This is a genomic window from Cetobacterium somerae ATCC BAA-474 (assembly GCF_000479045.1).
Lineage (GTDB): Bacteria > Fusobacteriota > Fusobacteriia > Fusobacteriales > Fusobacteriaceae > Cetobacterium_A > Cetobacterium_A somerae.
In genome coordinates, this window is record NZ_KI518059.1 from 1 (window position 1) to 24,725 (window position 24,725).

Annotated in this window: 23 protein-coding genes, 1 tRNA gene and 1 other annotated feature; all 24 genes read right to left on the bottom strand. The window is 32.4% G+C overall.

All coding sequences use genetic code 11. The features are described 5' to 3' along the window. Nucleotides 1–48 precede the first annotated feature (48 nt). On the bottom strand, nt 49–993 hold the full coding sequence (locus HMPREF0202_RS00460) for a D-alanyl-D-alanine carboxypeptidase family protein (RefSeq protein WP_023051504.1): 945 nt from the start codon (nt 991–993) through the stop codon (nt 49–51). Between the two features lie 17 nt (nt 994–1,010). Then, nucleotides 1,011–1,181: a hypothetical protein gene (locus HMPREF0202_RS15040; RefSeq protein WP_156898025.1), complete on the bottom strand. Its 171-nt coding sequence runs from the start codon at nt 1,179–1,181 to the stop codon at nt 1,011–1,013. A gap of 63 nt (nt 1,182–1,244) precedes the next feature. Further along, entirely contained in the window at nt 1,245–1,619 is a 375-nt protein-coding gene (gene nifU, locus HMPREF0202_RS00465) for a Fe-S cluster assembly scaffold protein NifU (RefSeq protein ID WP_023051506.1), read from the bottom strand. Nucleotides 1,620–1,646: 27 nt separating this feature from the next. Next, nucleotides 1,647–2,813 carry a cysteine desulfurase family protein gene (locus HMPREF0202_RS00470; protein WP_023051507.1) on the bottom strand — a complete coding sequence of 389 codons (1,167 nt, stop codon included), beginning with the start codon at nt 2,811–2,813 and terminating at the stop codon, nt 1,647–1,649. A 100-nt stretch (nt 2,814–2,913) separates the two neighbouring features. Next, nucleotides 2,914–3,549 carry an endonuclease III gene (gene nth / locus HMPREF0202_RS00475; protein ID WP_040405945.1) on the bottom strand — a complete coding sequence of 212 codons (636 nt, stop codon included), beginning with the start codon at nt 3,547–3,549 and terminating at the stop codon, nt 2,914–2,916. 11 nt (nt 3,550–3,560) lie between these two features. Further along, on the bottom strand, nt 3,561–4,034 hold the full coding sequence (locus tag HMPREF0202_RS00480; RefSeq protein ID WP_023051509.1) for a GNAT family N-acetyltransferase: 474 nt from the start codon (nt 4,032–4,034) through the stop codon (nt 3,561–3,563). After that, nucleotides 4,034–5,260, bottom strand: a complete 1,227-nt coding sequence (tyrS, locus tag HMPREF0202_RS00485) for a tyrosine--tRNA ligase (RefSeq protein WP_040405947.1) — start codon at nt 5,258–5,260, stop codon at nt 4,034–4,036. Before tyrS ends, HMPREF0202_RS00480 begins: the two co-directional genes overlap by 1 nt. A 114-nt stretch (nt 5,261–5,374) precedes the next feature. After that, nucleotides 5,375–6,682, bottom strand: coding sequence for a phosphopyruvate hydratase (eno, locus tag HMPREF0202_RS00490; RefSeq protein ID WP_023051511.1), 1,308 nt, complete (start codon nt 6,680–6,682; stop codon nt 5,375–5,377). A gap of 72 nt (nt 6,683–6,754) precedes the next feature. Continuing rightward, the gene (gene pykF, locus HMPREF0202_RS00495; RefSeq protein WP_023051512.1) at nt 6,755–8,164 is read right to left on the bottom strand and encodes a pyruvate kinase PykF; all 1,410 of its coding nucleotides are present in this window, start codon (nt 8,162–8,164) and stop codon (nt 6,755–6,757) included. Between the two features lie 267 nt (nt 8,165–8,431). After that, on the bottom strand, nt 8,432–10,402 hold the full coding sequence (locus tag HMPREF0202_RS00500) for a sodium-translocating pyrophosphatase (RefSeq protein WP_040405949.1): 1,971 nt from the start codon (nt 10,400–10,402) through the stop codon (nt 8,432–8,434). A gap of 106 nt (nt 10,403–10,508) precedes the next feature. Beyond that, entirely contained in the window at nt 10,509–11,498 is a 990-nt protein-coding gene (locus tag HMPREF0202_RS00505) for an FAD:protein FMN transferase (RefSeq protein ID WP_023051514.1), read from the bottom strand. Further along, entirely contained in the window at nt 11,491–11,709 is a 219-nt protein-coding gene (gene rpoZ / locus HMPREF0202_RS00510; protein ID WP_023051515.1) for a DNA-directed RNA polymerase subunit omega, read from the bottom strand. Before rpoZ ends, HMPREF0202_RS00505 begins: the two co-directional genes overlap by 8 nt. A 9-nt stretch (nt 11,710–11,718) precedes the next feature. After that, entirely contained in the window at nt 11,719–12,273 is a 555-nt protein-coding gene (gene gmk / locus HMPREF0202_RS00515; RefSeq protein WP_023051516.1) for a guanylate kinase, read from the bottom strand. 12 nt (nt 12,274–12,285) lie between these two features. Further along, nucleotides 12,286–13,161: a YicC/YloC family endoribonuclease gene (locus tag HMPREF0202_RS00520; RefSeq protein ID WP_023051517.1), complete on the bottom strand. Its 876-nt coding sequence runs from the start codon at nt 13,159–13,161 to the stop codon at nt 12,286–12,288. A 56-nt stretch (nt 13,162–13,217) separates the two neighbouring features. Next, nucleotides 13,218–17,162, bottom strand: a complete 3,945-nt coding sequence (gene rpoC, locus HMPREF0202_RS00525) for a DNA-directed RNA polymerase subunit beta' (protein WP_023051518.1) — start codon at nt 17,160–17,162, stop codon at nt 13,218–13,220. Nucleotides 17,163–17,230: 68 nt separating this feature from the next. Next, nucleotides 17,231–20,728, bottom strand: coding sequence for a DNA-directed RNA polymerase subunit beta (gene rpoB / locus HMPREF0202_RS00530; RefSeq protein ID WP_023051519.1), 3,498 nt, complete (start codon nt 20,726–20,728; stop codon nt 17,231–17,233). Between the two features lie 207 nt (nt 20,729–20,935). Continuing rightward, nucleotides 20,936–21,298, bottom strand: coding sequence for a 50S ribosomal protein L7/L12 (gene rplL / locus HMPREF0202_RS00535; protein WP_023051520.1), 363 nt, complete (start codon nt 21,296–21,298; stop codon nt 20,936–20,938). A gap of 74 nt (nt 21,299–21,372) precedes the next feature. Next, nucleotides 21,373–21,897 carry a 50S ribosomal protein L10 gene (gene rplJ / locus HMPREF0202_RS00540; protein ID WP_023051521.1) on the bottom strand — a complete coding sequence of 175 codons (525 nt, stop codon included), beginning with the start codon at nt 21,895–21,897 and terminating at the stop codon, nt 21,373–21,375. 18 nt (nt 21,898–21,915) lie between these two features. Then, nucleotides 21,916–22,059, bottom strand: a sequence feature (ribosomal protein L10 leader region). 77 nt (nt 22,060–22,136) lie between these two features. Then, nucleotides 22,137–22,841 (bottom strand): 50S ribosomal protein L1, encoded by a 705-nt coding sequence (gene rplA / locus HMPREF0202_RS00545; RefSeq protein WP_023051522.1) that lies wholly within the window; start codon nt 22,839–22,841, stop codon nt 22,137–22,139. An 80-nt stretch (nt 22,842–22,921) separates the two neighbouring features. Then, nucleotides 22,922–23,347, bottom strand: a complete 426-nt coding sequence (rplK, locus tag HMPREF0202_RS00550; RefSeq protein ID WP_023051523.1) for a 50S ribosomal protein L11 — start codon at nt 23,345–23,347, stop codon at nt 22,922–22,924. Nucleotides 23,348–23,417: 70 nt separating this feature from the next. Then, on the bottom strand, nt 23,418–24,017 hold the full coding sequence (gene nusG / locus HMPREF0202_RS00555; protein ID WP_023051524.1) for a transcription termination/antitermination protein NusG: 600 nt from the start codon (nt 24,015–24,017) through the stop codon (nt 23,418–23,420). A gap of 1 nt (nt 24,018) precedes the next feature. Continuing rightward, nucleotides 24,019–24,201, bottom strand: a complete 183-nt coding sequence (secE, locus tag HMPREF0202_RS00560; protein WP_023051525.1) for a preprotein translocase subunit SecE — start codon at nt 24,199–24,201, stop codon at nt 24,019–24,021. Between the two features lie 35 nt (nt 24,202–24,236). Then, a tRNA-Trp gene (locus HMPREF0202_RS00565) sits at nt 24,237–24,312 on the bottom strand. 68 nt (nt 24,313–24,380) lie between these two features. Next, a complete protein-coding gene (gene rpmG, locus HMPREF0202_RS00570) occupies nt 24,381–24,533 on the bottom strand; it encodes a 50S ribosomal protein L33 (RefSeq protein ID WP_023051526.1) in 153 nt (50 codons plus the stop codon). Between the last annotated feature and the right edge of the window lie 192 nt (nt 24,534–24,725).

Below are 24,725 nucleotides of genomic sequence, written 5' to 3' on the forward strand. Positions count from 1 at the left end.
TTATAGTACCATAAATTTTAAACTTCGTCAATAACTTTTTTTATTTTTTTAAAAAATTTCCATTATCTTGTCCATAAGCTTCTTTTTTTCTACGTCTCTTTTTACAATTAATTTATCTTTAAATACTACTTCACCATTCACTAATACCTTATAACTTCCAACAACTGTTCCAGCCTTTATAGGGGCTACTAATTTTTTTTCTCTTTCTGTAACTATTGAAACGTCAGCATCTTTCTTTACAATTTTAGAAAAAGATTTAGTTCCATAAGTTTTTACATCTGCAACATATCCACCTGAAATTGGTATTGATACAACTGGTATATCTTTTTTTATAATATCTTTATTTTTATAATTTTCATGAAATTTTTCATTTAACTCAAGTATTTTCCCATCTCTTATTTTAGGAGATTTTCCTCCCATTACAACAGTTACTATATTAGCATTATCTTTATCACTTAAAACCGTTATATTAAATCTTGATTTCGTATGATATCCTGTTTTTAAACCATAAATACCTTCTTTTCCTAAAAGATGAATTGTACTTTTTAACTTATAACTTCCATTTTTTATTTCAGCAGTTTTTTGTCTTGCAATTGCTATATATTCAGGATACTTTAAAGCTTCTATAGATAATCTATATATTCCATTAGCTGTTCCCATATCCAATTTTTTTCTAGTCATATGATCTGGTAATCCTGCAGGAGTATGAAATTCTAATTCATTTTCTAAACCTAAACTTTTAGCCTTTGCATTCATCATATCTATAAATCTTGGAATACTACCTTTTCCAGAATGTTTAGCTAGAGCATAAGCAGCATTATTAGCAGATTTTATAGCTGCCGATTTAAGCAAATCTAGTACTATTATTTTTTCTCCACTCTCCATAGGAATAGAGCTTCCTCCAGCACTTAAAATTTCCCAATCAACCGTTACTTCATCGTATAAGCCAATGTTTCCTTTTCTTATTTCATCTAAAGTCACTAATATAGTCATAACTTTAGTTACAGAAGCTAATGGTATTTATGAGTTGAATTCTCTTGGTAAAATATATTACCTTCACCATCTCCCAATACATAAGCTCTATAATCTGGAATATTATCTTTTACTACTTTGCTTTGAGTACTTTTTGAAAAAGATAAAGTTGATGCAATTAATACGAAAACCACAACTAATTTCTTCATAGCTTCTTCCTCCAAATAAAAAAATTTAGGAACTATATTTTTATAGTTCCTAAATATTATACATTATTTTTGTTTTTTAGCCAAGTAGTCTTCTATAGCTTCTTTTAGAGCCTCTTCTGCTAGAACAGAACAGTGCATTTTCGTAGCTGGTAATCCACCTAAAGCTTCTGCAACCACTTTATTTGTTATTGCTAATGCTTCGTGAATATCCTTACCTAAAACCATTTCAGTTGAAACTGATGATGTTGCTATTGCTGATGCGCATCCAAAAGTTCTAAATTTAACATCTGTTATTATATCATTTTCTATTTTTAAAAATATTTCCATAATATCTCCGCAAGATGGGTTTCCAACTTTACCATATCCATCAGGATTTTCCATAGTTCCTACGTTTCTAGGGTTCATAAAATGATCCATTACTTTTTCTGTATATTGCATAATTTTCTCCTTAGTTTTTAATTGTTTTTATTTTCTATATTCATTCCATAAAGGTGATAACATTCTTAATTTTTCAACAACTTTTACAACTTGCTCTATTGTATAATCTATTTCCTCTTTCGTATTATACTTTCCTAAACTAAATCTTATAGTTCCATGAGCAAATTCGGGTTCAATTCCCATTCCTAATAGAACGTGTGACGCTTGTAATTCATCCGATGAACATGCTGATCCAGAGCTTACAGCTACACCTAAATAGCTTAAAGATAAAAGAATTGATTCTCCTTCTAAATATTTAAAAGTTATACTTGAAGTTCCTGGTAATCTCTCTACTGATTTTCCATTCACTACAACTTCTGGAACTCTTTTAACTATTTCATCTTCAAAATAATCTCTTAATTCTTGTTCTCTTTTTATTTCAACATCCATATCTTGACAAGCAATTTCTAGAGCTTTTGCCATTCCTACTACTGCAGGGGTATTTGTTGTTCCTGGTCTCAGTTTTTTCTCTTGTCCACCACCAGTTATTGTTCTAGCAACTCTAACACCTTGTCTTATATAAAGAGCAGCAATCCCTTTAGGACCATGAAATTTATGTCCTGAAAAAGTTAGCAAATCCGCTCCTAATTCTTTTGGATAAACAGGAATTTTTCCAACACTTTGAACTGCATCCACATGCAATAAAATTCTATTTTTTTTAGCTATTTCACCAATTTCTTTTATTGGTTCTATAGTACCAACTTCATTATTTGCATGCATCATTGATATTAAAATCGTCTCAGGTGTTATCGCTTCCTCTAAAGCTTTAACATCTATTACTCCATTACTATCAACTGGTATAAATGTTACTTTATATCCATCTTGCTCCAAATCTTTAAAGGTATTTTTTATAGCTGGGTGCTCTATTGAGCTTGTTATTATATGATTTCCTCTATTTTTATATGCTTTAGCTACGCCTCTAACTGCAATGTTATCTGATTCAGTTCCAGAAGCAGTAAATATAATTTCTTCTGGCTTAACTTTTAATAAAGTCGCAATCTTTTCTCTTGCTTCTGAAACAGCTATTCCCGTTTCCTTTCCAAAAAGGTGCATACTAAAAGCATTTCCATATTCCTCAGTTAAAAAAGGCATCATTGCTTCTAATACTTTAGGGTCCATTTTTGTAGTTGCATTATTATCCAGATAAACTCTCATAGTTATCGTCTCCTTAAGTTATCATTTATATTCTTACACCAAGATAATAACATTCTTTACCATATATGTCAACAATTAAAAACTTTTTTTGTATACTTTTTTATACTTTTTCACCATGCTTACAATACATTTTTATTTCGCATTCCAAACATTTTGGTCTTCTAGCAATACACTTATCTCTTCCTTGAAGAATTATATAATGAGAAAAGTCTATCCAATACTCTTTTGGTATTATTTTCATTAATTCTTTTTCTATTTTTATCACATCTTGCTCATTAACTAATCCTATTAAATTAGTTAATCTTTTTACATGGGTGTCAACTGTTATTCCATCAGCTAACCTCCATATTTCACCTCGAACTACATTAGCAGTTTTACGCCCTACTCCAGCTAATCCAACTAACTCATCCATTTCTTGCGGTACTTTTCCATCATATTTTTCAATAAGTTGCTGGCTACATAATTTTATATTTTTAGCTTTATTTCTATAAAAACCAGTACTTTTTATTAATGTTTCAATATCTTCTAATGGCATTGCTGCAAATTGTTCTGGAGTATTCACTATTTTATACATATTCTCTGTAACAATATTTACTCTCACATCTGTACATTGAGCTGACAATATAACCGCTACTAAAAGTTCAAAGGGTGTTGTATAATTTAAAGCACACTTTGGATGCCCAAATTTATTTTGTAAAACCTCTATTACTTTTAAAGCTCTTTCTTTTTTTCTCAAAATGCCCTCCACTATTCAAAAACTTTCATATATAAAAAATAATCGATACCTCCATGTTCTATTTGCCCTTTAAACTTAAACTGAGCCTTTTCAAAACATAAAATTGATCTATCATTTTCTTCTAAAATATACGCTACAACATATTTTAAATTTTGATATTTAAATCTTAATTCGTCTATACTTGCATTTACTATTGTTGTGGAATAACCTCTCCCTCTTATACATTCAGCTAAATATAGGGAAATTTCTGCACCTTCAAAATCTTCGTCTAGTTGAAATTTTACATTTCCTAAGAAAGTTCCTTTTAAGTCTTCGACAGTAAACATTGCATAATTAGGAGAACTTATTAAGAATTTATACCATCTTTCATGATTCTTTTTTTGTTCTTCCTCATCATTTTTACAATATTTTTTTACATAGTTCAAATTTAAATGATTATATATATTTTCTATGTCATCCGTCGTGGTTTCCCTTACTACTATCACTACTTTATAACAATCCTATTATATTTTTTCTTTCCTTGTTTTATCATCATAGCTCCATCTATAAATAAGTCATTTGTTATCTCCATAGCAAAATCCGTTACTTTTTCATCATTTATAGTTAAACCATTTTGCTGAACTAATCTTCTTCCTTCACTCTTTGTTTTTAATAATCCTAATTCAACCATTAAATCTACTACACCTTTTCCTAAAACTTCCTCTGTCACTTCTGATGTTGGTACATTTGTTAAATCAAGTCCACCTTGACCAAATAATGCTTCTGACGCTTGTTTTGCCTTTTCAGCCTCTTCTTTTCCGTGAACAATTTTTGTCACTTCATAAGCTAATACTTTCTTAGCTTCGTTTATTTCTGCTCCCTCTAATGATGAAAGTCTTCTAACTTCATCCATAGGTAAGAATGTTAACAATGCTAATGGTTGAGCTACGTCTGCATCTGGAAGATTTCTCCAATATTGATAAAACTCATATGGAGATGTTTTTTCTGGATCTAACCATAAAGCTCCTTTTGCTGTTTTTCCCATTTTATTACCTTCACTATTAGTTAGTAAAGTACATGTCATTGCATAACCTTGTTTTCTGTCTTTTTTTCTAATTAAATCTACTCCTGCAATCATATTAGACCATTGGTCATCTCCACCTAGCTGCATAGTACATCCAAACTTTCTATTTAAAACTAAGAAGTCATATCCTTGCATTAACATATAGTTAAACTCTAAAAACGATAGTCCTCCATTTTCCATTCTAGACTTAAAGCACTCTGCAGATAGCATTCTATTTACAGAAAATTGAGATCCTATATCTCTTATGAAATCAATGTAATTTAATCCTCTTAACCAATCAGCATTATTTACTAATAAAGCTTTATCATCAGAAAAATCAATAAACTTTTCCATTTGTTTTTTTATAGATGCTACATTGTGAGCTATGATTTCATCTGTCATCATTTGTCTCATATCTGTTCTTCCACTAGGATCTCCTATTTGTGCAGTTCCTCCACCTATTAAAGCTATTGGTCTATGTCCATGTTGCTGCATATGTGACATAAACATCATAGCTATAAAATGTCCCACATGTAAGCTATCTGCTGTTGGGTCAAACCCTATATAAAAAGTTACTTTTTCCTTTGCAAGCAACTCTTTTATCTCCTCTTCGTGAGTCATTTGTTTTATGTATCCACGATCCTTTAAAACTTCAAAAACATTTGACATTTTTATTTCCTCCATATTTTAATTTTATTTCTATTGTAACATAAAGGGTCCTATTTTTAAAGGGTTAATAAAAAAGAGAGACCCTCAAGTCTCTCTTTTTATAAAATCAATTAATTACTTTGTTGTATTATAGAATACTTCGATTCCGTTGTATTGAGCAACTGATCCTAATTCCTCTTCAATTCTTAATAATTGGTTGTATTTAGCCATTCTATCAGTTCTTGAAGTTGATCCAGTTTTAATTTGTCCTGCATTTGTTGCAACAGCGATATCAGCTATTGTAGCATCCTCAGTTTCTCCAGATCTATGAGAAATTACAGCAGTCATGTTAGCTCTCTTAGCCATTTCAATTGCATCTAAAGTCTCAGTTAAAGTTCCGATTTGGTTTAATTTAATTAAGATTGAGTTAGCAGCTTTCATTTCAATTCCTCTTGCTAATCTCTCAGTGTTAGTTACGAATAAATCGTCTCCAACGATTTGAACTTTCTTTCCAACTTTTGCAGTTAACATTTGGAATCCAGCCCAGTCATTTTCTCCTAATCCATCTTCGATAGATTTAATTGGATACTTCTCACATAATCCAGCATACCACTCGATCATTTCTTCAGTAGTTCTTACTACTCCACCTTCTCTTTTGAAGTGGTACTCAAATGATCCATCTTCTTTTTCAACACAGAACTCAGTTGCTGCCGCATCTAAAGCAAATGTAATATCAGTTCCTAACTCATATCCTGCTGCTTTAACTGCTTGACATATAATATCTAAAGCTCCCTCTGTTCCGTTGATTTTAGCTGGTGCATATCCACCTTCGTTTCCAACGTTTGTTGAATCTCCATTAGCTTTTAAAATTTTTCCTAAGTGGTGGAATATTTCACATCCCATTCTCATAGCTTCAGCAAATGTTTTAGCTCCAACTGGTTGAACCATAAACTCTTGAACGTCTACTGCAGAATCAGCATGACTTCCTCCGTTTAATATGTTCATCATAGGTAAAGGTAACTCTTTAGCGTTAACTCCTCCTAAGTACTTGTATAAAGGTTGTCCTAAAGCCTCTGCTGCTGCTTTAGCTACCGCTAGAGAAACACCTAATATAGCGTTTGCTCCTAATCTATCTTTGTTTGGAGTTCCATCTAACTCGATCATAGCTTTATCGATAGCTACTTGGTTAGTTGCATCCATTCCGATTACTAACTCTTTAATTTCAGTGTTTACATAGTTTACTGCCTTTAAAACACCTTTTCCTAAGTATCTAGATTTATCTTCATCTCTTAATTCTACTGCTTCGTAAGCTCCTGTAGATGCTCCAGATGGAACTGCAGCTCTTCCCATAGCTCCACATTCTAATATTACGTCAACCTCAACTGTTGGGTTTCCTCTTGAATCAAGAATTTCTCTTCCTTTAACTTCAACTATTCTAGTCATTTTCTTTAAATCCTCCTTAGAATTTTATAAAAGTTTATACTTTAAAATTAAGTCTCAAAATTTATGTAATGTTTATTTTACTTTAATAACTTTCATTGAGTTACTTGTTCCTGCTTTGAATACTTCTTCTCCACATGATGCAACTATTATATCTCCTGATTTAACAAGTCCTAATGCTAAAGCTTTTGCTTCTGCTAAAACATAGAACTCCTCTAAATTTTTAGCTGTTGTATCTAAACATGGGATTACTCCTCTTGTTAAAATCATTTGATTATATGTTTTTTCGTTATTTGTTATTGCTAATATAAAAGCATCTGGGAAATATCTTCTTAATGCAGTTGCTGATCTTCCTGATGCAGTTCCTGATACGATTAATTTAGCTCCTAATGCTTCTGCTACATCTACTGTTCCTCTAGCCATAGCTTCAGTTATAGTTACTCCATCTTCATTTTCTATTTCAAAAGCTACTAATGGATCTGTTTTTTCAGCTATCTTTCTCATTACTGTTACAGCCTCAACTGGATATTTTCCTTTTGCTGTTTCTCCAGATAACATTATCGCATCTGTACCATCTAATATTGCATTAGTTACGTCTGTAGCTTCTGCTCTAGTTGGTCTTGGGTTTTTTATCATTGAATCTAGCATTTGTGTAGCTGTTATTACAACTTTTCCTGCTAAGTTACATTTTTCTATCATCATTTTTTGTGCAAATGGAACTTCTTCTACAGGAATTTCTACTCCTAAATCTCCTCTAGCTACCATTATACCATCAGATAATTCTAAAATCTCATCAAAGTTGTCTAATCCCTCTTGATTTTCTATTTTAGAAATTATTTTTATTTTCTCTCCACCGTTAGCATCTAATACTTCTCTAACAGCTCTTACATCATCAGCTTTTCTAATAAATGATGCAGCTACGAAATCTACGTTTTGCTCACATCCAAATTTTAAATCTCCAATATCTTTTGGTGATAAAGCTGGTAATTGAACTGAAACATTTGGTAAGTTTACACCTTTGTTTTCTCCTAAGTCTCCGTTATTTTTTACAATACATCTTACTTCGTTTCCAACAACTTCTTCAACTTCCATTTCAATTAATCCATCATCAATTAAAACTATGTTTCCTGCTTTTAAATCATCTGTTAACCCTTTATATGTTACAGCAACTTTTGTAGAGTCTCCAATTACTGTCTCATCAGTAGTTATAGTGAACTTTTGTCCAGCTACTAAAGAAACATCGTTTCCTCCTACTAATTTGATTGTTCTTATTTCTGGACCTTTAGTATCTAATAAAACAGCTCCATTAATTCCTGTATTTGCAATTGCTTGTTTTAAATTAACTATTCTTTGTCCGTGCTCTTCGTGACTTCCATGAGAGAAGTTCATTCTCATAACATTCATTCCAGCTTCTAATAACTGTGATAATACCTCAACCGATTCTGTTTTTGGCCCTATTGTACATACTATTTTTGTTTTTTTCATAGTTCCCTCCTATAATGAGTTTTTAATCTATATTTTAATCTTTTACATCCCTACATTTTGTATTCAAATTCTATCTAATATACTAGTTAAAGTCAAGAAAGTTAAATATCTATTTTTTACCTTTTTTTGACTCTATTATTCCCACTTTTTTATAAGCTCTTTATTTTTAATTAGTTTTATAAAATATTTCTTATAGTTCTTCTTATTTTTTCAGACTTTTCCTTTTTATTTTCAATAAAAAAGTCCTAGTTAAACTAGGACTTTTTTTTAAACAAATAGTGGTACTAAAACTAAAGAAACTATACTCATTAATTTTATTAATATATTTAAAGATGGCCCTGATGTATCTTTAAATGGATCTCCTACAGTATCACCAACTACTGCAGCTTTATGTCTTTCAGAACCTTTTCCATCTCCTTTATATCCTGCTTCAATCTGCTTTTTAGCATTATCCCATGCTCCACCAGCATTAGCCATCATAATAGCCATTAAGATTCCTGTTACTAAAGCTCCTGCTAATAGTCCACCTAATGCTTCAGGTGACCATAATCCTATTACTACAGGTGCTAAAACTGCTAATATACCTGGTAATAACATCTCTTTTAATGAAGAGTGTGTCGAAATTTCAACACATCTTTTATAATCTGGTTTTGTCTTTTTTTCCATAATTCCTGGAATCTCTCTAAATTGTCTTCTCACTTCCTCAACCATTTCCATAGCTGCTTTTCCTACTGCAGTCATTGTTAGAGCAGAGAATAGGAACGTTAACATTCCACCAATAAATATTCCAACTATTACATCTGGGTTTATTATATCAAGAACAAAATCTTTTCCTGATAATTTTTGAATAGATTCTTTATAAGCAGCAAATAATGATAAAGCTGTTAAAGCTGCTGATCCAATAGCAAACCCTTTCCCTACTGCTGCTGTTGAGTTTCCTACTGCATCTAGTTTATCTGTACACTCTCTAACTTCATGAGGTAATTCAGCCATCTCCGCTATACCACCTGCATTATCTGCAACCGGTCCATAAGCATCAACTGCAACTACCATTCCAGTTGTTGAAAGCATTCCTACTGCTGCTATTGATATTCCATATAGTCCTGCAAATTTATATGCTACAATGATTGCTATTGATATTATTATCATTGGTGCAACTGTTGATTCCATTCCTACCGCTAATCCCTCAATTATTGTTGTTGCTGGCCCTGTTTTTGCCGCATCTGAAATTCTATTTACTGCTTTTTTTCCAGTATCTGTATAAAGTCCTGTAAAATAAGCTATTACCAATCCTGCTACTAGTCCTGCTACTATTGCCCAAAATATACCCATTGGTAGATTTAAATATTTAATAACCCCAAAAGAAGCAATTATTGATAAAACTCCTGCTATTCTAGTTCCATTTTCTAGTTTATGATAAACTTCATCTGGATTTTCAGTTTTAACTGTTAATGTTGCTAATATTGATGCTATAATCCCAAATGCAGATATCATAACTGGAGCTAATAAATACTCTTTTGTTTCCATTGCTGCACCAATAGCTAATGTTGCTATTATTGATCCAACATATGATTCAAATAAATCCGCTCCCATTCCTGCTACGTCTCCTACATTATCTCCTACGTTATCAGCTATCGTTGCTGGGTTTCTTGGATCGTCCTCTGGTATTCCTGCCTCTACCTTTCCTACTAAATCTGCTCCAACGTCAGCAGCTTTAGTATAGATACCTCCTCCTACTCTTGCAAATAAAGCTATAGAAGAAGCTCCCATTCCAAATCCTGTTATTATACTTACATCCCAATTAAATACTAAAATTAATATTGTAAGACCTAACATTCCTAATCCTACAACTGAAAGTCCCATAACTGCTCCACCAGCAAAAGCTACATCTAAAGCTTTAGATAAGCCCCCTTCTTTCGCTGCAATTGATGTTCTTCCATTAGCTTTTGTTGCTATTCTCATACCGATGTTCCCTGCTAAAGCCGATGTTAATGCTCCTATCACAAAAGTTACTGCTACCATTGGAGATAAAAATACCCCTAGTAAGATTGCTACTGCTGCAACAAACCAAATTAAAATTTTATATTCCGCCGAAAGAAAAGCCATTGCACCTTCTCTAATTGCTTCTGTTATTTCAGCTACTCTCGGAATATTAATCTCATAACTTTGAACTTTCTTGGAGTAGAAAGATGCTGTGAATAGTGCTATAATACCACCGAAAATTCCCAAATAGATCATTTGTTCCACTTTTAAAACCTCCCAGTATGTTTAGTATGATTAAAGTATACGAGAAAGTTCAAGATATTTCAAGAAAAAACAAAGTTCTTTTTTTCTTTATTTTAATCTACTTTTTATTGAATTTTAAGTTTTCCGAAAGATAAATTTTGTCATTTTTGTCAACTATTAAAACATCTAAATCAGGCGTACTATTAGCTTTTTCTAAAACTTTTTCAATAGGCATTAAAAAAAATGTTGTTGAATATAAATCAGCTTCTAAAGAATTTTTATTCACAACTACCACCATTTTCTTGTCTTCTACTGGATATTTTGTTTCTTTATCTAAAATATGATGATATCTTTTTCCATTTATTTCTACGTAAGTTTGATAATCTCCTGAAACTCCCATACTTTGATTATTTAACTCAATAATTCCAAGAATTTCTGAAGGATTATTAGGATTTTGAATTCCTATTTTCCATGGAGTTCCATCCCCTTTAACACCAATAGCTTCTATACTTGATATAGCTGAAATAAATCCACTTTTCACTCCAGCTTCTCTTAATTTTTCACCAGCTTTTTTTACTGCATACCCTTTTAAAAAAGAACCTGTATCTATTTTTACTCCATCTTTATTTATAGCAATATCGTTTCCTATTATTTCAATCTGAGAAAAATCAACGTTAGAAACTGCTTCTTCAAGTTCTTTTTTACTTGGTACACTGTCTCTTGGCGGAACTTCTTCTGAAAATCCCCAAACTGCCATCAAAGGTTCCATCGTTATATCATATTTACCACCTGATAGCTCATAAGCTTTATTCACTTCATTTAAAAGAAATACTCCTTCTGCATCAAAAGTTTCTTTTTTTAAAGTATTTAGATTATCTGTTAAACTTCCTTTTACTTTACTATTATATTTTGAATCAATCCTTTCTATCTCAACAAAAGCATTTTCTATAGACTGCTTAGCTATTTTTTCATCATTTGAGAAAATAGAAATTTTAAAAAAAGTTCCAAACGCAAATCTTTCATCATCCACTCTTTTTGCTTTTTTTTCACAACCTAAAAGTAACAAAAAAAGCAAAAAGAGTAGAAAAATATTTCTACTCTTACTCATTTATTAAGTCCTCCGCTTGTTCACCGAAAGTTATTTTTCCATCGATAATCTCTCTAAAAGTCTTCTTTACAACAGTATCTTTCTTAGAAACTTTTGTAAGTACAGGTGCCCCTTTACCAATATCTCTTGCTCTTTTTCCAGCAGTTATTGTTAATGTATATTTATTAGGTATCTTCTCTAATAATTCATCATAAGTAATTACTTTTTTCATAAAATCCTCCTAGTTTTTAGAATTTATAATTTTTACTAACTCATCACATGATTTTTCAACAGTATAGTTAATAATTGTTATATCATAATCCTTTTCATATTCTAATTCTTTTATTGAATTTTTTAATCTAAGTTGTATAGTTTCTTCACTATCTGTTTTTCTTCCTCTTAGTCTTCTCTCTAAATCTTCCATTGTTGGTGTTTTGAAGAATATTAAGTGTGCATTTGGATAAGCCGCTTTTACTTGAAGCCCTCCTTGAACATCTATCTCAAGAATTACATTTTCACCTGATGCTAATCTTGATTCTACTTCAGATTTCAAAGTTCCATAGTAGTTAGTATGAACAGTTGCGTATTCTAAAAATTCATTATTTTCTATTTTGTTTTTAAACTCTTCCACTGATAGGAAATAATAATCTCTCCCGTGTAACTCTCCCTCTCTTGGAGCACGAGTTGTAGCTGAAGTTGCTAAATTAATACCCAGCTGTTTTCTAACTATTCTACATATTGTTGATTTTCCAGCACCACTTGGTCCTGATACAATAAATAGTTCACCCTTTTTCATTTTTATTCTCCTTTATTCTATATTTAGAGCTTGTTCTCTAATTTTTTCTATTTCATTTTTACATTCTACAATTAATTTTGAAATATCATATAAGTTACATTTCACACCTGAAGTATTTAACTCCCTAAAAATCTCTTGAAGAATAAAATCAATTTTTTTCCCTACACCTGCATTTGGAGAATCTAATTCTATTTTTAATTGAATAAGGTGACTCTCTAATCTAGAAACTTCTTCTGAAATATCAGATTTATCTGTAAATAAAAGAACTTCTCTCAAAAGAGTTTCATCGTTAAACTCTATATTACTTATTTTAGATAATCTTTCTAAAAGTTTTTCCTTATAGTTTATAACAATATTCTCTTTTAATTTTTTTATTTCATTTACATTATTTTCTATAATAGCAATACATTGTAGAAAATAATCTTTCATTCTAGCTCCTTCGGCCTCTTTCATCTCAACAAAAGAATCTAATAGCAAGTGAAGATTTTTCACTATAAAATTTTCATATTCTTTTTCATCTATCTCTAAATCATTTCTTCTAATGACATTTAAATTCTTAACTAATAAATCAAGTTTATTACTAAACTTTTCTTCATACTCATGTTCTATAGCATTTAAAACTTTCAAATAAGATGCTGTCATATTTTTATCGTATTCAAATAAATTATCAACTTCTCTTTTATCTTGAAATTCAATTTTTAAATCTATACTTCCTCTTGTAACTCTAGAAGCAACCTCTGTTCTGATTTTATTTTCCAAAAAATTTAGCATATGAGGTGATTTTATTTTTAAATTTAAGTTTTTATTATTAACACTTTTTATCTCTAAGGATATAGCATACTTCTCATTTTCAAAATATTCTTTAGAATATCCTGTCATACTTCTCATAACATCAACCCCTCATAAATAAAATGCTAAAATAGGCGACAAAGTCGCCTATTTTATTAGTCCTCTATCTCAACTGGAACTATGTTTTTATAAGCTTTATATCCAGTTCCTGCTGGAATTTTCTTACCTATAATTACATTCTCTTTAAGTCCCTCTAAGTAGTCCTCTTTACCTTCTATTGCTGCATTTGAAAGTACTTTTGTAGTTTCTTGGAATGATGCTGCTGATATGAAACTTCCTGTATTAACAGCTGCTTTTGTAATACCTTGGATAACAGGCTCATATTTGATCTCTGCTTTTCCTTCAGCTCTTAATTTGTTGTTTTCTAATTCAACAACTCTCTTCTCTACAACTTCATCTTCTAAGAATAATGAAGCTCCAGATTCTACAATTCTTACTTTCTTAAACATCTGCTTAACGATAATCTCTATATGTTTATCATTTACAGTAACTCCTTGGTCTCTATATACTTGTTGTACAGATTCTAGTATAAACTGCTCTGCTGCAACTAATCCTTTGATGTTTAGAACGTCAAATGGTGATATAGCTCCATCTGTTATTTTATCTCCAGCTTTAATTAACATTCCATCTGTTACAACTAAATGTTCTCCAACTGGTGCTAAGTATTCTTTAAAGTTTTCAGAATCAGAAGTAGATCTTATGATTATTACTCTCATACCTTTCTTCTTTCTTCCTGTTACTTCAACTTTTCCATCTATTTCTGATAGAATAGCTTTTCCTTTAGGGTTTCTAGCTTCAAATAGCTCTTGAATTCTTGGAAGACCTCCAGTGATGTCTTTCGTTCCTTCTCCCTCTTTTATAATTTTTGCTATGATTTGTCCTGTTCTTACTGACTCACCCTCTCTAACCATTAAGTATGCTCCAAATGGTATTGAGTAACTTTCTTTTGCAGTTCCATCCTCATCGAATATAACTACTCTTGGGTTTGAATCTCCAGATTCTACAGTCTTTATAGCCATATATTCTGTAACGTTATACTTTTCATCAAAGTTTTCTTTTACATATAACTCTCTATATTCGATTCTTCCATCTTGGTTTGCAATAATAGGGATATGATATGGATCAAATGTTACTAAAACATCTCCTGGTTTTACTTCTTGACCTTCTTCAACTATTAAGATAGATCCTGAAGCAATCTCATAATCATAGTTTCCTATTAAAATTTTAGCTGATTGAGAAACTACAATTTTCTCTTGAGTCTCTTGATTTTCTAGAAGTTTTATATCTTTGAATACAACCTTTCCAGTATTTTCAGCTTTAATACTTGTTGCAGCAGCAGTCGCTGTGGCAACTCCTCCAGTATGGAATGTTCTCATTGTAAGCTGTGTACCAGGTTCTCCGATTGATTGAGCTGCTATAACTCCAACCGCTTCTCCTAGTAATATCTCTTTATGGTTAGCTAAATCCATTCCATAACATTTTTGACAAACTCCTTTTTCAAGGTCACATGTTAATGGAGATCTTATTTTTATTTTCTTGATTTCAAGTTCTGTAATTCTAGCGATTTGCTCTTTTGTAAACATCTCGTTTCTTCTAGCAATTACTTCTCCTTCATATACTACATCTTCAGCAGGTACTCTACCTATTAATCTTTCAGATAATTTTTCAATTACTTGTCCATCTGAAACTAGTTCTGCTACTTCAATTCCTTCGTGAGTTCCACAATCAATTGAATTTACAATAACTTCGTGTGATATATCAACTAGTCTTCTTGTTAAATATCCTGAATCGGCAGTTCTTAACGCCGTATCAGCTAGACCTTTTCTAGCTCCGTGTGATGACATGAAGAACTCTAATACTGTTAGTCCTTCTCTAAAGTTCGCTTTAATTGGAACCTCGATGATTCTACCTTGTGTATCGGCCATGTTTCCTCTCATTGCCGCAAGCTGTCTCATCTGTGCAATCGATCCTCTGGCTCCAGAGTTCGCCATCATATAAACCGGGTTAAACTGATCTAGTCCACTCATCATTGCATCAGTTACTTTAGCTGTTGTTTCTGACCAAAGAGCTACAGTTTTTCTATATCTCTCTTCGTTTATGATTTTTCCAGCTTTATAATCTGCTTCAATTTCTGCAACTTTTTGATCCGCTTCTTCTAAGATTGATTTTTTAGTTTCTGGAATCTCTAAGTCTTCAATACCTACTGAAACTCCTGCAAATGTTGCATAATGATATCCAAAGTTTTTAATATCATTTATTAACTCTGCAGTTTTTGTAAATCCGTGCATCTCATATAATTTACCAATAAGTTTTTTTAATTGAGATTTTCCGAATGTTACATCATATTGCTTATTTACTTCTGGTAACATCTCATTAAACATGATTCTACCAGCTGTAGTTTTAACCATTTCACCATTTATTCTAACATTTACGATAGCGTGAGTATCTAGGATATCTCTATCATAAGCTGTTAAAACTTGCTCTTTATTAGAGAAAGATTTTCCTTCTCCTTTTGCTCCAGGTCTATCTTTTGTCATATAGAAACATCCCATAACCATATCCTGAGATGGTACAGCTATTGGTTCTCCATTTGATGGAGATATTATGTTATTTGGAGCTAACATAAGAAGTTTTGCTTCCATTATAGCTTCTGGTGATAACATTAAGTGAACGGCCATTTGGTCTCCATCGAAATCCGCATTAAATGCTGAACATACTAACGGATGTAATCTTATTGCCTTTCCTTCTATTAATACTGGTTCGAAAGCTTGTATTGATAATCTATGTAGTGTTGGAGCTCTGTTTAATAAAACAGGGTGGTCTTGAATAACATCCTCAATTACATCCCAAACTTTATCATCAGCATCTTCAACTAATTTTTTTGCTGTTTTTATATTAGAAGCTAACTCTCTTTTTACTAACTCTCTCATTATGAAAGGTTTGTATAACTCAAGAGCCATCTTTTTAGGAATTCCACACTGGTGCATTTTTAAAGAAGGTCCTACAACGATAACCGATCTTGCAGAGTAATCTACTCTTTTTCCAAGTAGGTTTTGTCTAAATCTACCTTGCTTTCCTTTTAACATATCAGAAAGTGATTTTAACTCTCTGTTATTTTGAGCAACAACTGGCTTTCCTCTTCTTCCGTTATCAATTAGAGCGTCAACTGCTTCTTGAAGCATTCTTTTCTCATTTTTTACAACAATTTCTGGAGCTTTTATTTCTAAAAGTCTCTTCAATCTGTTGTTTCTATTGATAACTCTTCTATATAAATCATTTAAGTCAGAAGTAGCAAATCTTCCACCATCTAATTGAACCATTGGTCTTAAATCAGCTGGAATTACTGGAACATTCTTTAAAATCATCCATTGAGGTAAGTTACCAGATGCTATAAAGTCTCTAGTTATCTTTAATCTTTTAACTAACTTCTTTCTCTTTTGTGCAGAATTTACATCTTCAAGTTCTTTTTCTAACTCTACTCTTAACTCTTCTAAATCTATCATCTCTAATAGTTTTAAAATAGCTTCTGCTCCCATTTTTGCTTCAAATTGCTTTCCGTACATTTGCTTATATAGCTTGTACTCTTTTTCAGTTATGATTTTACCAATTTTTAAAGTTGGCTCTTCACTAGCTGTTACTATATATCTAGCAAAATATAAAACTGACTCTAACTCTTTTGGAGAAATTCCTAAAATAAGAGACATCTTATTCGGTGTTCCTTTAGAATACCAAATATGAGCTACTGGGGCAGCTAATGCTATATGCCCCATTCTCTCTCTTCTTACTTTAGACTTAGTTACTTCAACTCCACATTTCTCACAAACTAGTCCTTTGTATCTCATTCTTTTATATTTTCCACAAGAACATTCCCAATCTTTCGATGGTCCAAATATTCTTTCACAGAACAATCCATCCATCTCTGGATTTAATGTTCTATAGTTTATTGTTTCTGGTTTCGTAACTTCTCCGTACGACCACTCTTCTATCTTCTCTGGAGAAGCTAGTTTAATTCTAATCTTCTCAAAACTTTTAATTCCCATATTAAATACAAAGCCTCCTTAAATGAGATAAAGCTTTCATCTATCATCATATTCAATTTTACTTAAATTTAGTTTATTTGGTCAGATAAAGAAAACTCAACGATTGTTTCGTCTTTTCCTAACTCTTCGTTAACGTTAATTAACTCATTGTCAGAATCAAAAAGTTCTACATCTAATGCTAGTGCTTGGAACTCTTTTAATAAAACCTTAAATGACTCTGGTAGATCTGCCTCTGGCATTTCTTCACCTTTTACAATTGCTTCATAAGTTTTTGTTCTACCTGTTACATCGTCAGACTTAACTGTTAACATTTCTTGAAGGATATTTGAAGCTCCGTAAGCCTCTAAAGCCCAAACCTCCATCTCTCCAAGTCTTTGTCCTCCGAACTGTGCTTTTCCTCCAAGAGGTTGCTGAGTTACTAGTGAATAAGGACCAATTGCTCTTGCGTGCATCTTATCTTCAACAAGGTGATGAAGCTTTAACATATACATTCTTCCAACTGTTACTGGATTATCAAATTTATCTCCAGTTCTTCCATCAAATAAAGTAACCTTACCTTTTCTTGGATATCCAGCTTTTTCTAAATAATCTTTTACTTGCTCTTCTGTTGCACCATCAAATACTGGAGTTGATAAATAAGTTCCACCATTTAATTTACCCATTGCCATTCCTAAGTGAACCTCTAGAACCTGTCCGATGTTCATACGCGAAGGAACTCCAAGTGGATTGATTACAACGTCTAAGTGTGTACCATCTGCTAAGAATGGCATATCTTCTGCTGGTAATACTCTAGAAACAACACCTTTGTTACCGTGTCTTCCTGACATTTTATCTCCAACAGTTATTTTTCTTTTTTCAGCAATAAACACTCTTATAGATCTATTTACTCCAGCTTTTAACTCGTCTCCATTTTCTCTTGATAACTCAAGAACTTCAACAACTGTTCCTTTCGATCCATGAGGCATTTTTAATGATGTATCTCTTACATCTCTTGCTTTTTCTCCGAAGATAGCTCTTAATAACTTCTCTTCTGCTGGTGGCTCTGATTCACCTTTAGGTGCTGTTTTTCCTACTAGGATATCTCCTGGTCCAACCTCTGATCCTACTACAATTATACCTCTTGAATCTAAGTTCTTTAATGCTTCTTCAGAAACATTTGGTATTTCTCTTGTAATCTCTTCGTCACCTAATTTAGTATTTCTAGCTTCTATTTCATATTCTTCTATATGGATAGATGTAAATACGTCATCTTTTCTTAATCTATCAGATATAAGAATAGCATCCTCATAGTTATATCCTTCCCAAGGCATAAATGCCATTAGAATATTTCTTCCTAGAGCTAAGTCTCCACCTTTTGTTGCAGGTCCATCAGCAATTACTTGTCCTAATTCTACTTCTTGTCCTAGGTCAACTAGTGGTGTTTGGTGTAAACACATTGCTTGGTTTGATCTTTCAAAATTCAATAATCTATGTCTGTAAGATTTTCCTTCTGCATCTTCTATAATAATCTCTTTTGCATCTACGTATATAACTTTACCTTTTGCTTTAGCTGAGATTACTGCTCCTGAATCAACTGCAACTTTTCTTTCAAGTCCTGTTCCAATGAATGGAGCTTCTGTTCTTAATAATGGTACCGCTTGTCTTTGCATGTTCGATCCCATAAGTGCTCTGTTGGCGTCATCATGCTCAAGGAATGGTATTAATCCTGCTGAAACTGATACAACCTGTTTAGGTGATACATCTAAATAATGAACTTTTTCTCCTGAAATATTTACTATTTCATGTCCATATCTACATACAACATCTCCTAAAAGTTCTCCATTTTCACCAAGTTTAGTATCCGCTTGGGCTATGAATAATCCTTCTTCTTCATCTGCTGCTAAATAATGAATATCATCAAAATTAGCAACTCCATTTTCTACCTTAACATATGGAGTTTCTATAAATCCATATGAATTTACTTTAGCATATATAGCTAAAGATCCGATAAGTCCAATGTTTGGTCCCTCTGGAGTTTCTATAGGACAAATTCTTCCATAGTGAGAGTCGTGAACGTCTCTAACCTCGAATCCTGCTCTTTCTCTTGAAAGTCCTCCAGGTCCTAGTGCTGATATTCTTCTCTTATGAGTTAATTCAGCAAGTGGATTTGACTGGTCCATGAATTGTGATAATTGCCCTGATCCAAAGAAGTCTAATACTAAAGCATTTAACGGTCTAGTGTTTAATAATGATTGTGGAGTTAATGTTTCAACATCTTGAATTGTCATCTTCTCTTTTACCATTTTACCCATCTTAGAAAGTCCTGCTTTAATTTGCATTAACAATAACTCTCCAACACCTCTAACTCTTCTGTTAGATAGGTTATCAATATCATCTGTATGTCCTTTTCCGTTGTTTAAACTAATTACATACTTTATTGTTGCAATTACATCCTCTTTAGTTAATAAAATTTCATCTTCTGGAAGATTTAATTTTAATCTTTTGTTCATTTTATATCTTCCAACAGGCTCTAAATCATATCTTTGAGGATTAAAGAACATCTGCTTTATTAAAGATCTAGCTGAATCAATAGTTACTAAATCTCCTGGTCTTAATTTCTTAAATACCTCTGTTACAGCTTCTTCTTTTGTATCTCCAGTATCATTTACTATTGTATTTGCAAATACTTTATCTTCTGGTTTTACTTCCCAAACTAAAATATTTTCTATTTTTAGGTCTACTAAATCAAATATTACAGCTTCTGTAATTAGTTGTTTAGTTTCAAATAAAATCTCTCCAGTTTCTTCATTAAAAATATCCTCTTTAACAAAGCTTCCTTCAATTTTTGTTTTAAGAACACTAATTAGTTCTTCTTTATTTGAATATCTTGAATAGTATTCAGATAAATTAATTTCTTTTTCATCTAAAAACTCATCCATTATTTCTTCATTTGTATCGAAGAAATCAACTGCTTTTAAAAATACAGTTGCTAAAACTTTTTTCTTTCTATCAATTTTTACACTTAAGAAGTCATTTTTATCAGTTTCAAACTCTAACCATGTTCCTTTATATGGAATAATTTTTCCAGAGAACAGGTCTTTACCTGTTTGGATATTGACTTCTTTATTAAATGATACTCCAGGAGATCTGTGTAACTGCGATACTACAACTCTCTCAGCACCATTTATTATAAATGTTCCTCTTTCAGTCATTAAAGGAACTTCTCCAAAATAAACAAGTGTTTCTTGGATTTCGTTTCCACTTTTCTTATTAGTAAGTCTTAATCTTACTTTTAAAGATGCAGAATAAGTCTTCCCTCTTTTCTTACACTCAAGCTCGTCATTCAATGGAGCTTCCGCTTCATGTAACTCATAAGAAACATACTCTAATTTTATATCTCCATTTGAAGATTCAACAGGGAATATTTCTCTAAAAGCAGATTCAAGCCCCTTATCTTTTCTGTTAAGTGGAGCCTCCTTAGCTTGTAGAAAATCTTCATAGGAATCCAGTTGGAATTCTAAAAAATGAGGCATTGTACCTCTTTCTTCGATTCTTCCAAAATTCAATCTTTCAACGAGTTTCCCCATCAATTCACACTCCTTACTATTTCATATAGTGATCAATACCTAATCTTTGGAAAATAAAAGCCTTTTATTTTCAAAAGATTAAGTATTAACTTACTTTTAATAGATTATTTAATAATTTTCATTATAATGAGTAAAAAGGCACCCATTAGAGTGCCTATTTTTTTTATTTAAGTATAACTAGTTGCTTATGCAACCTTGTAAGGGTTATTACTTAACCTCTACTGTAGCTCCAGCTTCAGTTAATTTAGCTTTTATAGCTTCAGCCTCTTCTTTAGAAGCTCCCTCTTTTAATGTTCCACCGTTATCTACTAATTCTTTAGCTTCTTTTAATCCTAATCCAGTAATTGCTCTTACCTCTTTGATTACAGCTATTTTGTTAGCTCCTGCAGCAGTTAAAACTACATCAAACTCAGTTTTCTCCTCTACAGCTGGTCCCTCAGCAGCAGCTACAGCTACTGGTGCAGCAGCAGTAACACCGAAGTGCTCCTCTAAAGCTGTTACTAATTCTCTTAACTCTAATACTGACATAGCTTCTAAATCAGCTATGAATTGCTCTTTATTGAATGCCATTATAAATCCTCCTTAAATTTTCCTAATTTTTCTTCTTTTTATTAAATCAATAATACTCTAAAATCAACAAGTGATTACTCAGCAGCTGCTTCTTTCTTCTCAGCGATTGCCACAGTTGCGTAAGCAAGTTTTCTAACTGGTCCAAGCATTCCGTTAAGAACCATAGAAAGAAGTTGCTCTCTAGATGGTAATTTAGCTAATGCTACTACCTCTGAAGCTTCAACCCTCTTACCAGTTAATACTCCACCTTTTATAGTGAATATAGTCTTCTTAGCTTTTGCGTTTGCTTTTGCTTGAGCCGCTTCTACATCGTAAACTACCTTTGCTGGAGTTACTGGATCAGCATATCCGAATGCAAATGCAGTAGTCCCCTCTAGTAAATCATCGAATTTATCAGCGATACCAGCCTCAGCTAGTGCTATCTTGAACAGTCTGTTCTTAGCAACTAAGTACTCAGCTCCGTTTTCTCTCATTTGTTTTCTTAACTCAGTCTCTTGGTTTACTTTAAGACCTTGATAGTCAACTAAAACGATTGATTGAGCTTTAGAAATTTTTTCAACTAATTCAGCTACAAGTTCCTTTTTTAATTGAGTTGCCATTATTGATTCACCTCCTCTTTTACTCTAAAATTACCTCCGCTCCAAGGTAGGAACGGAGGTTCAAAATCTAACTATTGAGGTTAGTGAATACCTTCTTCCAACCTCGGTAGGATATTTAAGACTTGCGTCACCTACGGTCTTTGGTTTGGATCTATATTTAATTATTTATCCAACTTTTTAAGTTATAATTTTACAACTTTATAATTATAACACATAATTTAAATTTTTGCAAATTTTAATTAAGCATTTTTTGCAACTAAAACTGGATCCATTTTAACTCCTGGTCCCATTGTTAAAGAAACTGCAACAGTTCTTAAGTATTGACCTTTAGATGCAGATGGCTTTAATCTTACAATCTCATTGATGAACGCTGTGAAGTTCTCTAATAAAGCTTCTTCAGAGAAATCTGCTTTACCGATTGGCGCATGGATTGATCCTAGCTTGTCTACTCTAAATGCAAGTTTTCCTTTCTTGAACTCAGATACTGCCGTTGCGATATCTGGTGTAACTGTTCCTGACTTAGGGTTAGGCATTAAACCTTTAGTTCCTAAGATTCTTCCTAATCTTCCTAATTTAGGCATCATGTCTGGAGTTGCAATTACGATATCAAAGTCAAACCAACCTTGTTGGATTTTCTCGATATACTCTTCTGCTCCAGCATAATCTGCTCCAGCCTCTAAAGCTTTCTCTATGTTAGCTCCTGAAGTGATTGCTAATATTTTAACTGTTTTTCCTGTTCCGTTTGGAAGTACAACTGTACCTCTAACTTGTTGATCTGCATGTCTAGGATCTACTCCTAATCTTAATGCTATTTCAACTGTTTCTACGAAGTTAGCAGTTCTTGTCTTTCTTACAAGTTCTATAGCTTCTTTAACCTCGTATAGTCTTCCTTGCTCAACTAATTTAGCTATTTCTAGGTATTTTTTACCTCTTTTATTTGCCATTGAAAATTTCCTCCTCCTGTGGTTAAACGGATGTTTACATCCTACCACTTAATATCACATAAATAAGAATTGACTTCTAATTAGTCCTCTATTTTGATTCCCATTGATCTTGCTGATCCAGCTATGATGTTCATAGCAGCTTCTACTGATCCAGCATTTAAATCTGGCATCTTAGTTTCAGCGATTTCTCTTAATTTAGCTGTATTTATAGTTCCAGCTACTTCTTTTTTAGAGTTTTGAGCTCCTGATTTAACTCCTGCAGCTTTCTTTAATAAGTCAGATGCTGGTGGAGTTTTTAAGATAAATGTGAAAGATCTGTCGTTATAAACAGAGATTTCAACTGGGATAATCCATCCTGCTTTATCTTGAGTTTTTGCATTGAACGCCTTACAGAATTCCATAATGTTAACTCCGTGTTGTCCTAATGCTGGTCCTACTGGTGGAGCAGGGTTAGCTTTTCCAGCAGGTAATTGTAGTTTTATTAATCCGATTACTTCTTTTGCCATTGTTTAAATTACACCTCCATAAAATTGTGGTATTGATCTTGCGATCTCCCACTGGCTTAAATCTATTTAATTAAGCCTTCTCTACACTGTTAAGATCAACTTCAATAGGAGTCATTCTTCCAAACATCTCCATCATTACCTTAACTTTTCTATGTTCCATATCGATTTCTGCAACTTTTCCTTCTTGGTTTTCAAAACCTTCAGATAGAAGTTTTACATAGTCTCCTACTTCATAGTCAACTTTTATAACTTCTTTTATTGCTTTCTCATCCTCATCATTTTTGTATCCTATAACAGAGAAGATATTTTCTACTTCATCATCTTCCATTGGAATTGGATCAGATCCTACACCAACGAATCCTGTTACACCATTAGTATTTCTAACAACATACCAAGCATCTGAGTCTACTCTAAAGTTAATTCCATCTCCACTTTCCTCTCTAGTAGCTTCCATTTCTAGCATAACATACCCAGGAAATAGTTTTCTTGAAATAACTTTTTTCTTTCCTCTTCTCTCTTCGATAGTTTCCTCTTCAGGAACTAAAACTTTAGTTACTATATTAGATAATCCTAAAGTTTCTATCTTCTGTTCTAAGTCTGTTTTAACTTTTTTCTCATACCCCGAATAAGTATGAATCATAAACCATTTTTTCACTAAGCTTTTTTCCATTTTATCCTCCAAAGAGAGATACAAGCATCTTTAAAAGTCTTGAAGCAATTATATCGAAAACTCCTAAGTATATTCCTAAAAATATACTCATAGCAACAACCCAACTAGTTGCTGCAACAATCTCTTTTCTTCTAGGCCATTGAACCTTAGAATACTCTCTTCTTACATCATTAATTAGTCCCATTTTGCACCACCAGTAATTTTAATTTATAAAAAAAATGGCAGGTCAAGAGGGAATCGAACCCCCAACCCTCGGTTTTGGAGACCGATGCTCTGCCAATTGAGCCATTGACCTGCATGTTGTTGCAAATGTTTTACTTTAAATAATTAATCAAGAAGCGCATAGGCTTCTTAGACTAAGAATTATTTTTTAGTTTCTTTATGTAATGTTACTTTTTTGTCCCATTTACAGTATTTATTTAATTCTAATCTTTCAGTAGTGTTCTTCTTATTCTTTGAAGTACTGTAGTTTCTTCTTTTACACTCTGTACACTCTAATTGAATATTTACTCTCACTCTTTACACCTCCACTCATCTAACGGATATCACAAATCCTCCCATACCTCATAGCTTATTGTATGGTAAACAAGAGTTTCCTTATTTATTGCTTTCTTTTTAAGACATAGATGATAATACCACTTTTTTCCGTTTTTGTCAACAGTTTTTTCTTTACTCCAAAATAAAAAAAGATTGGCAACTTCCTATCCT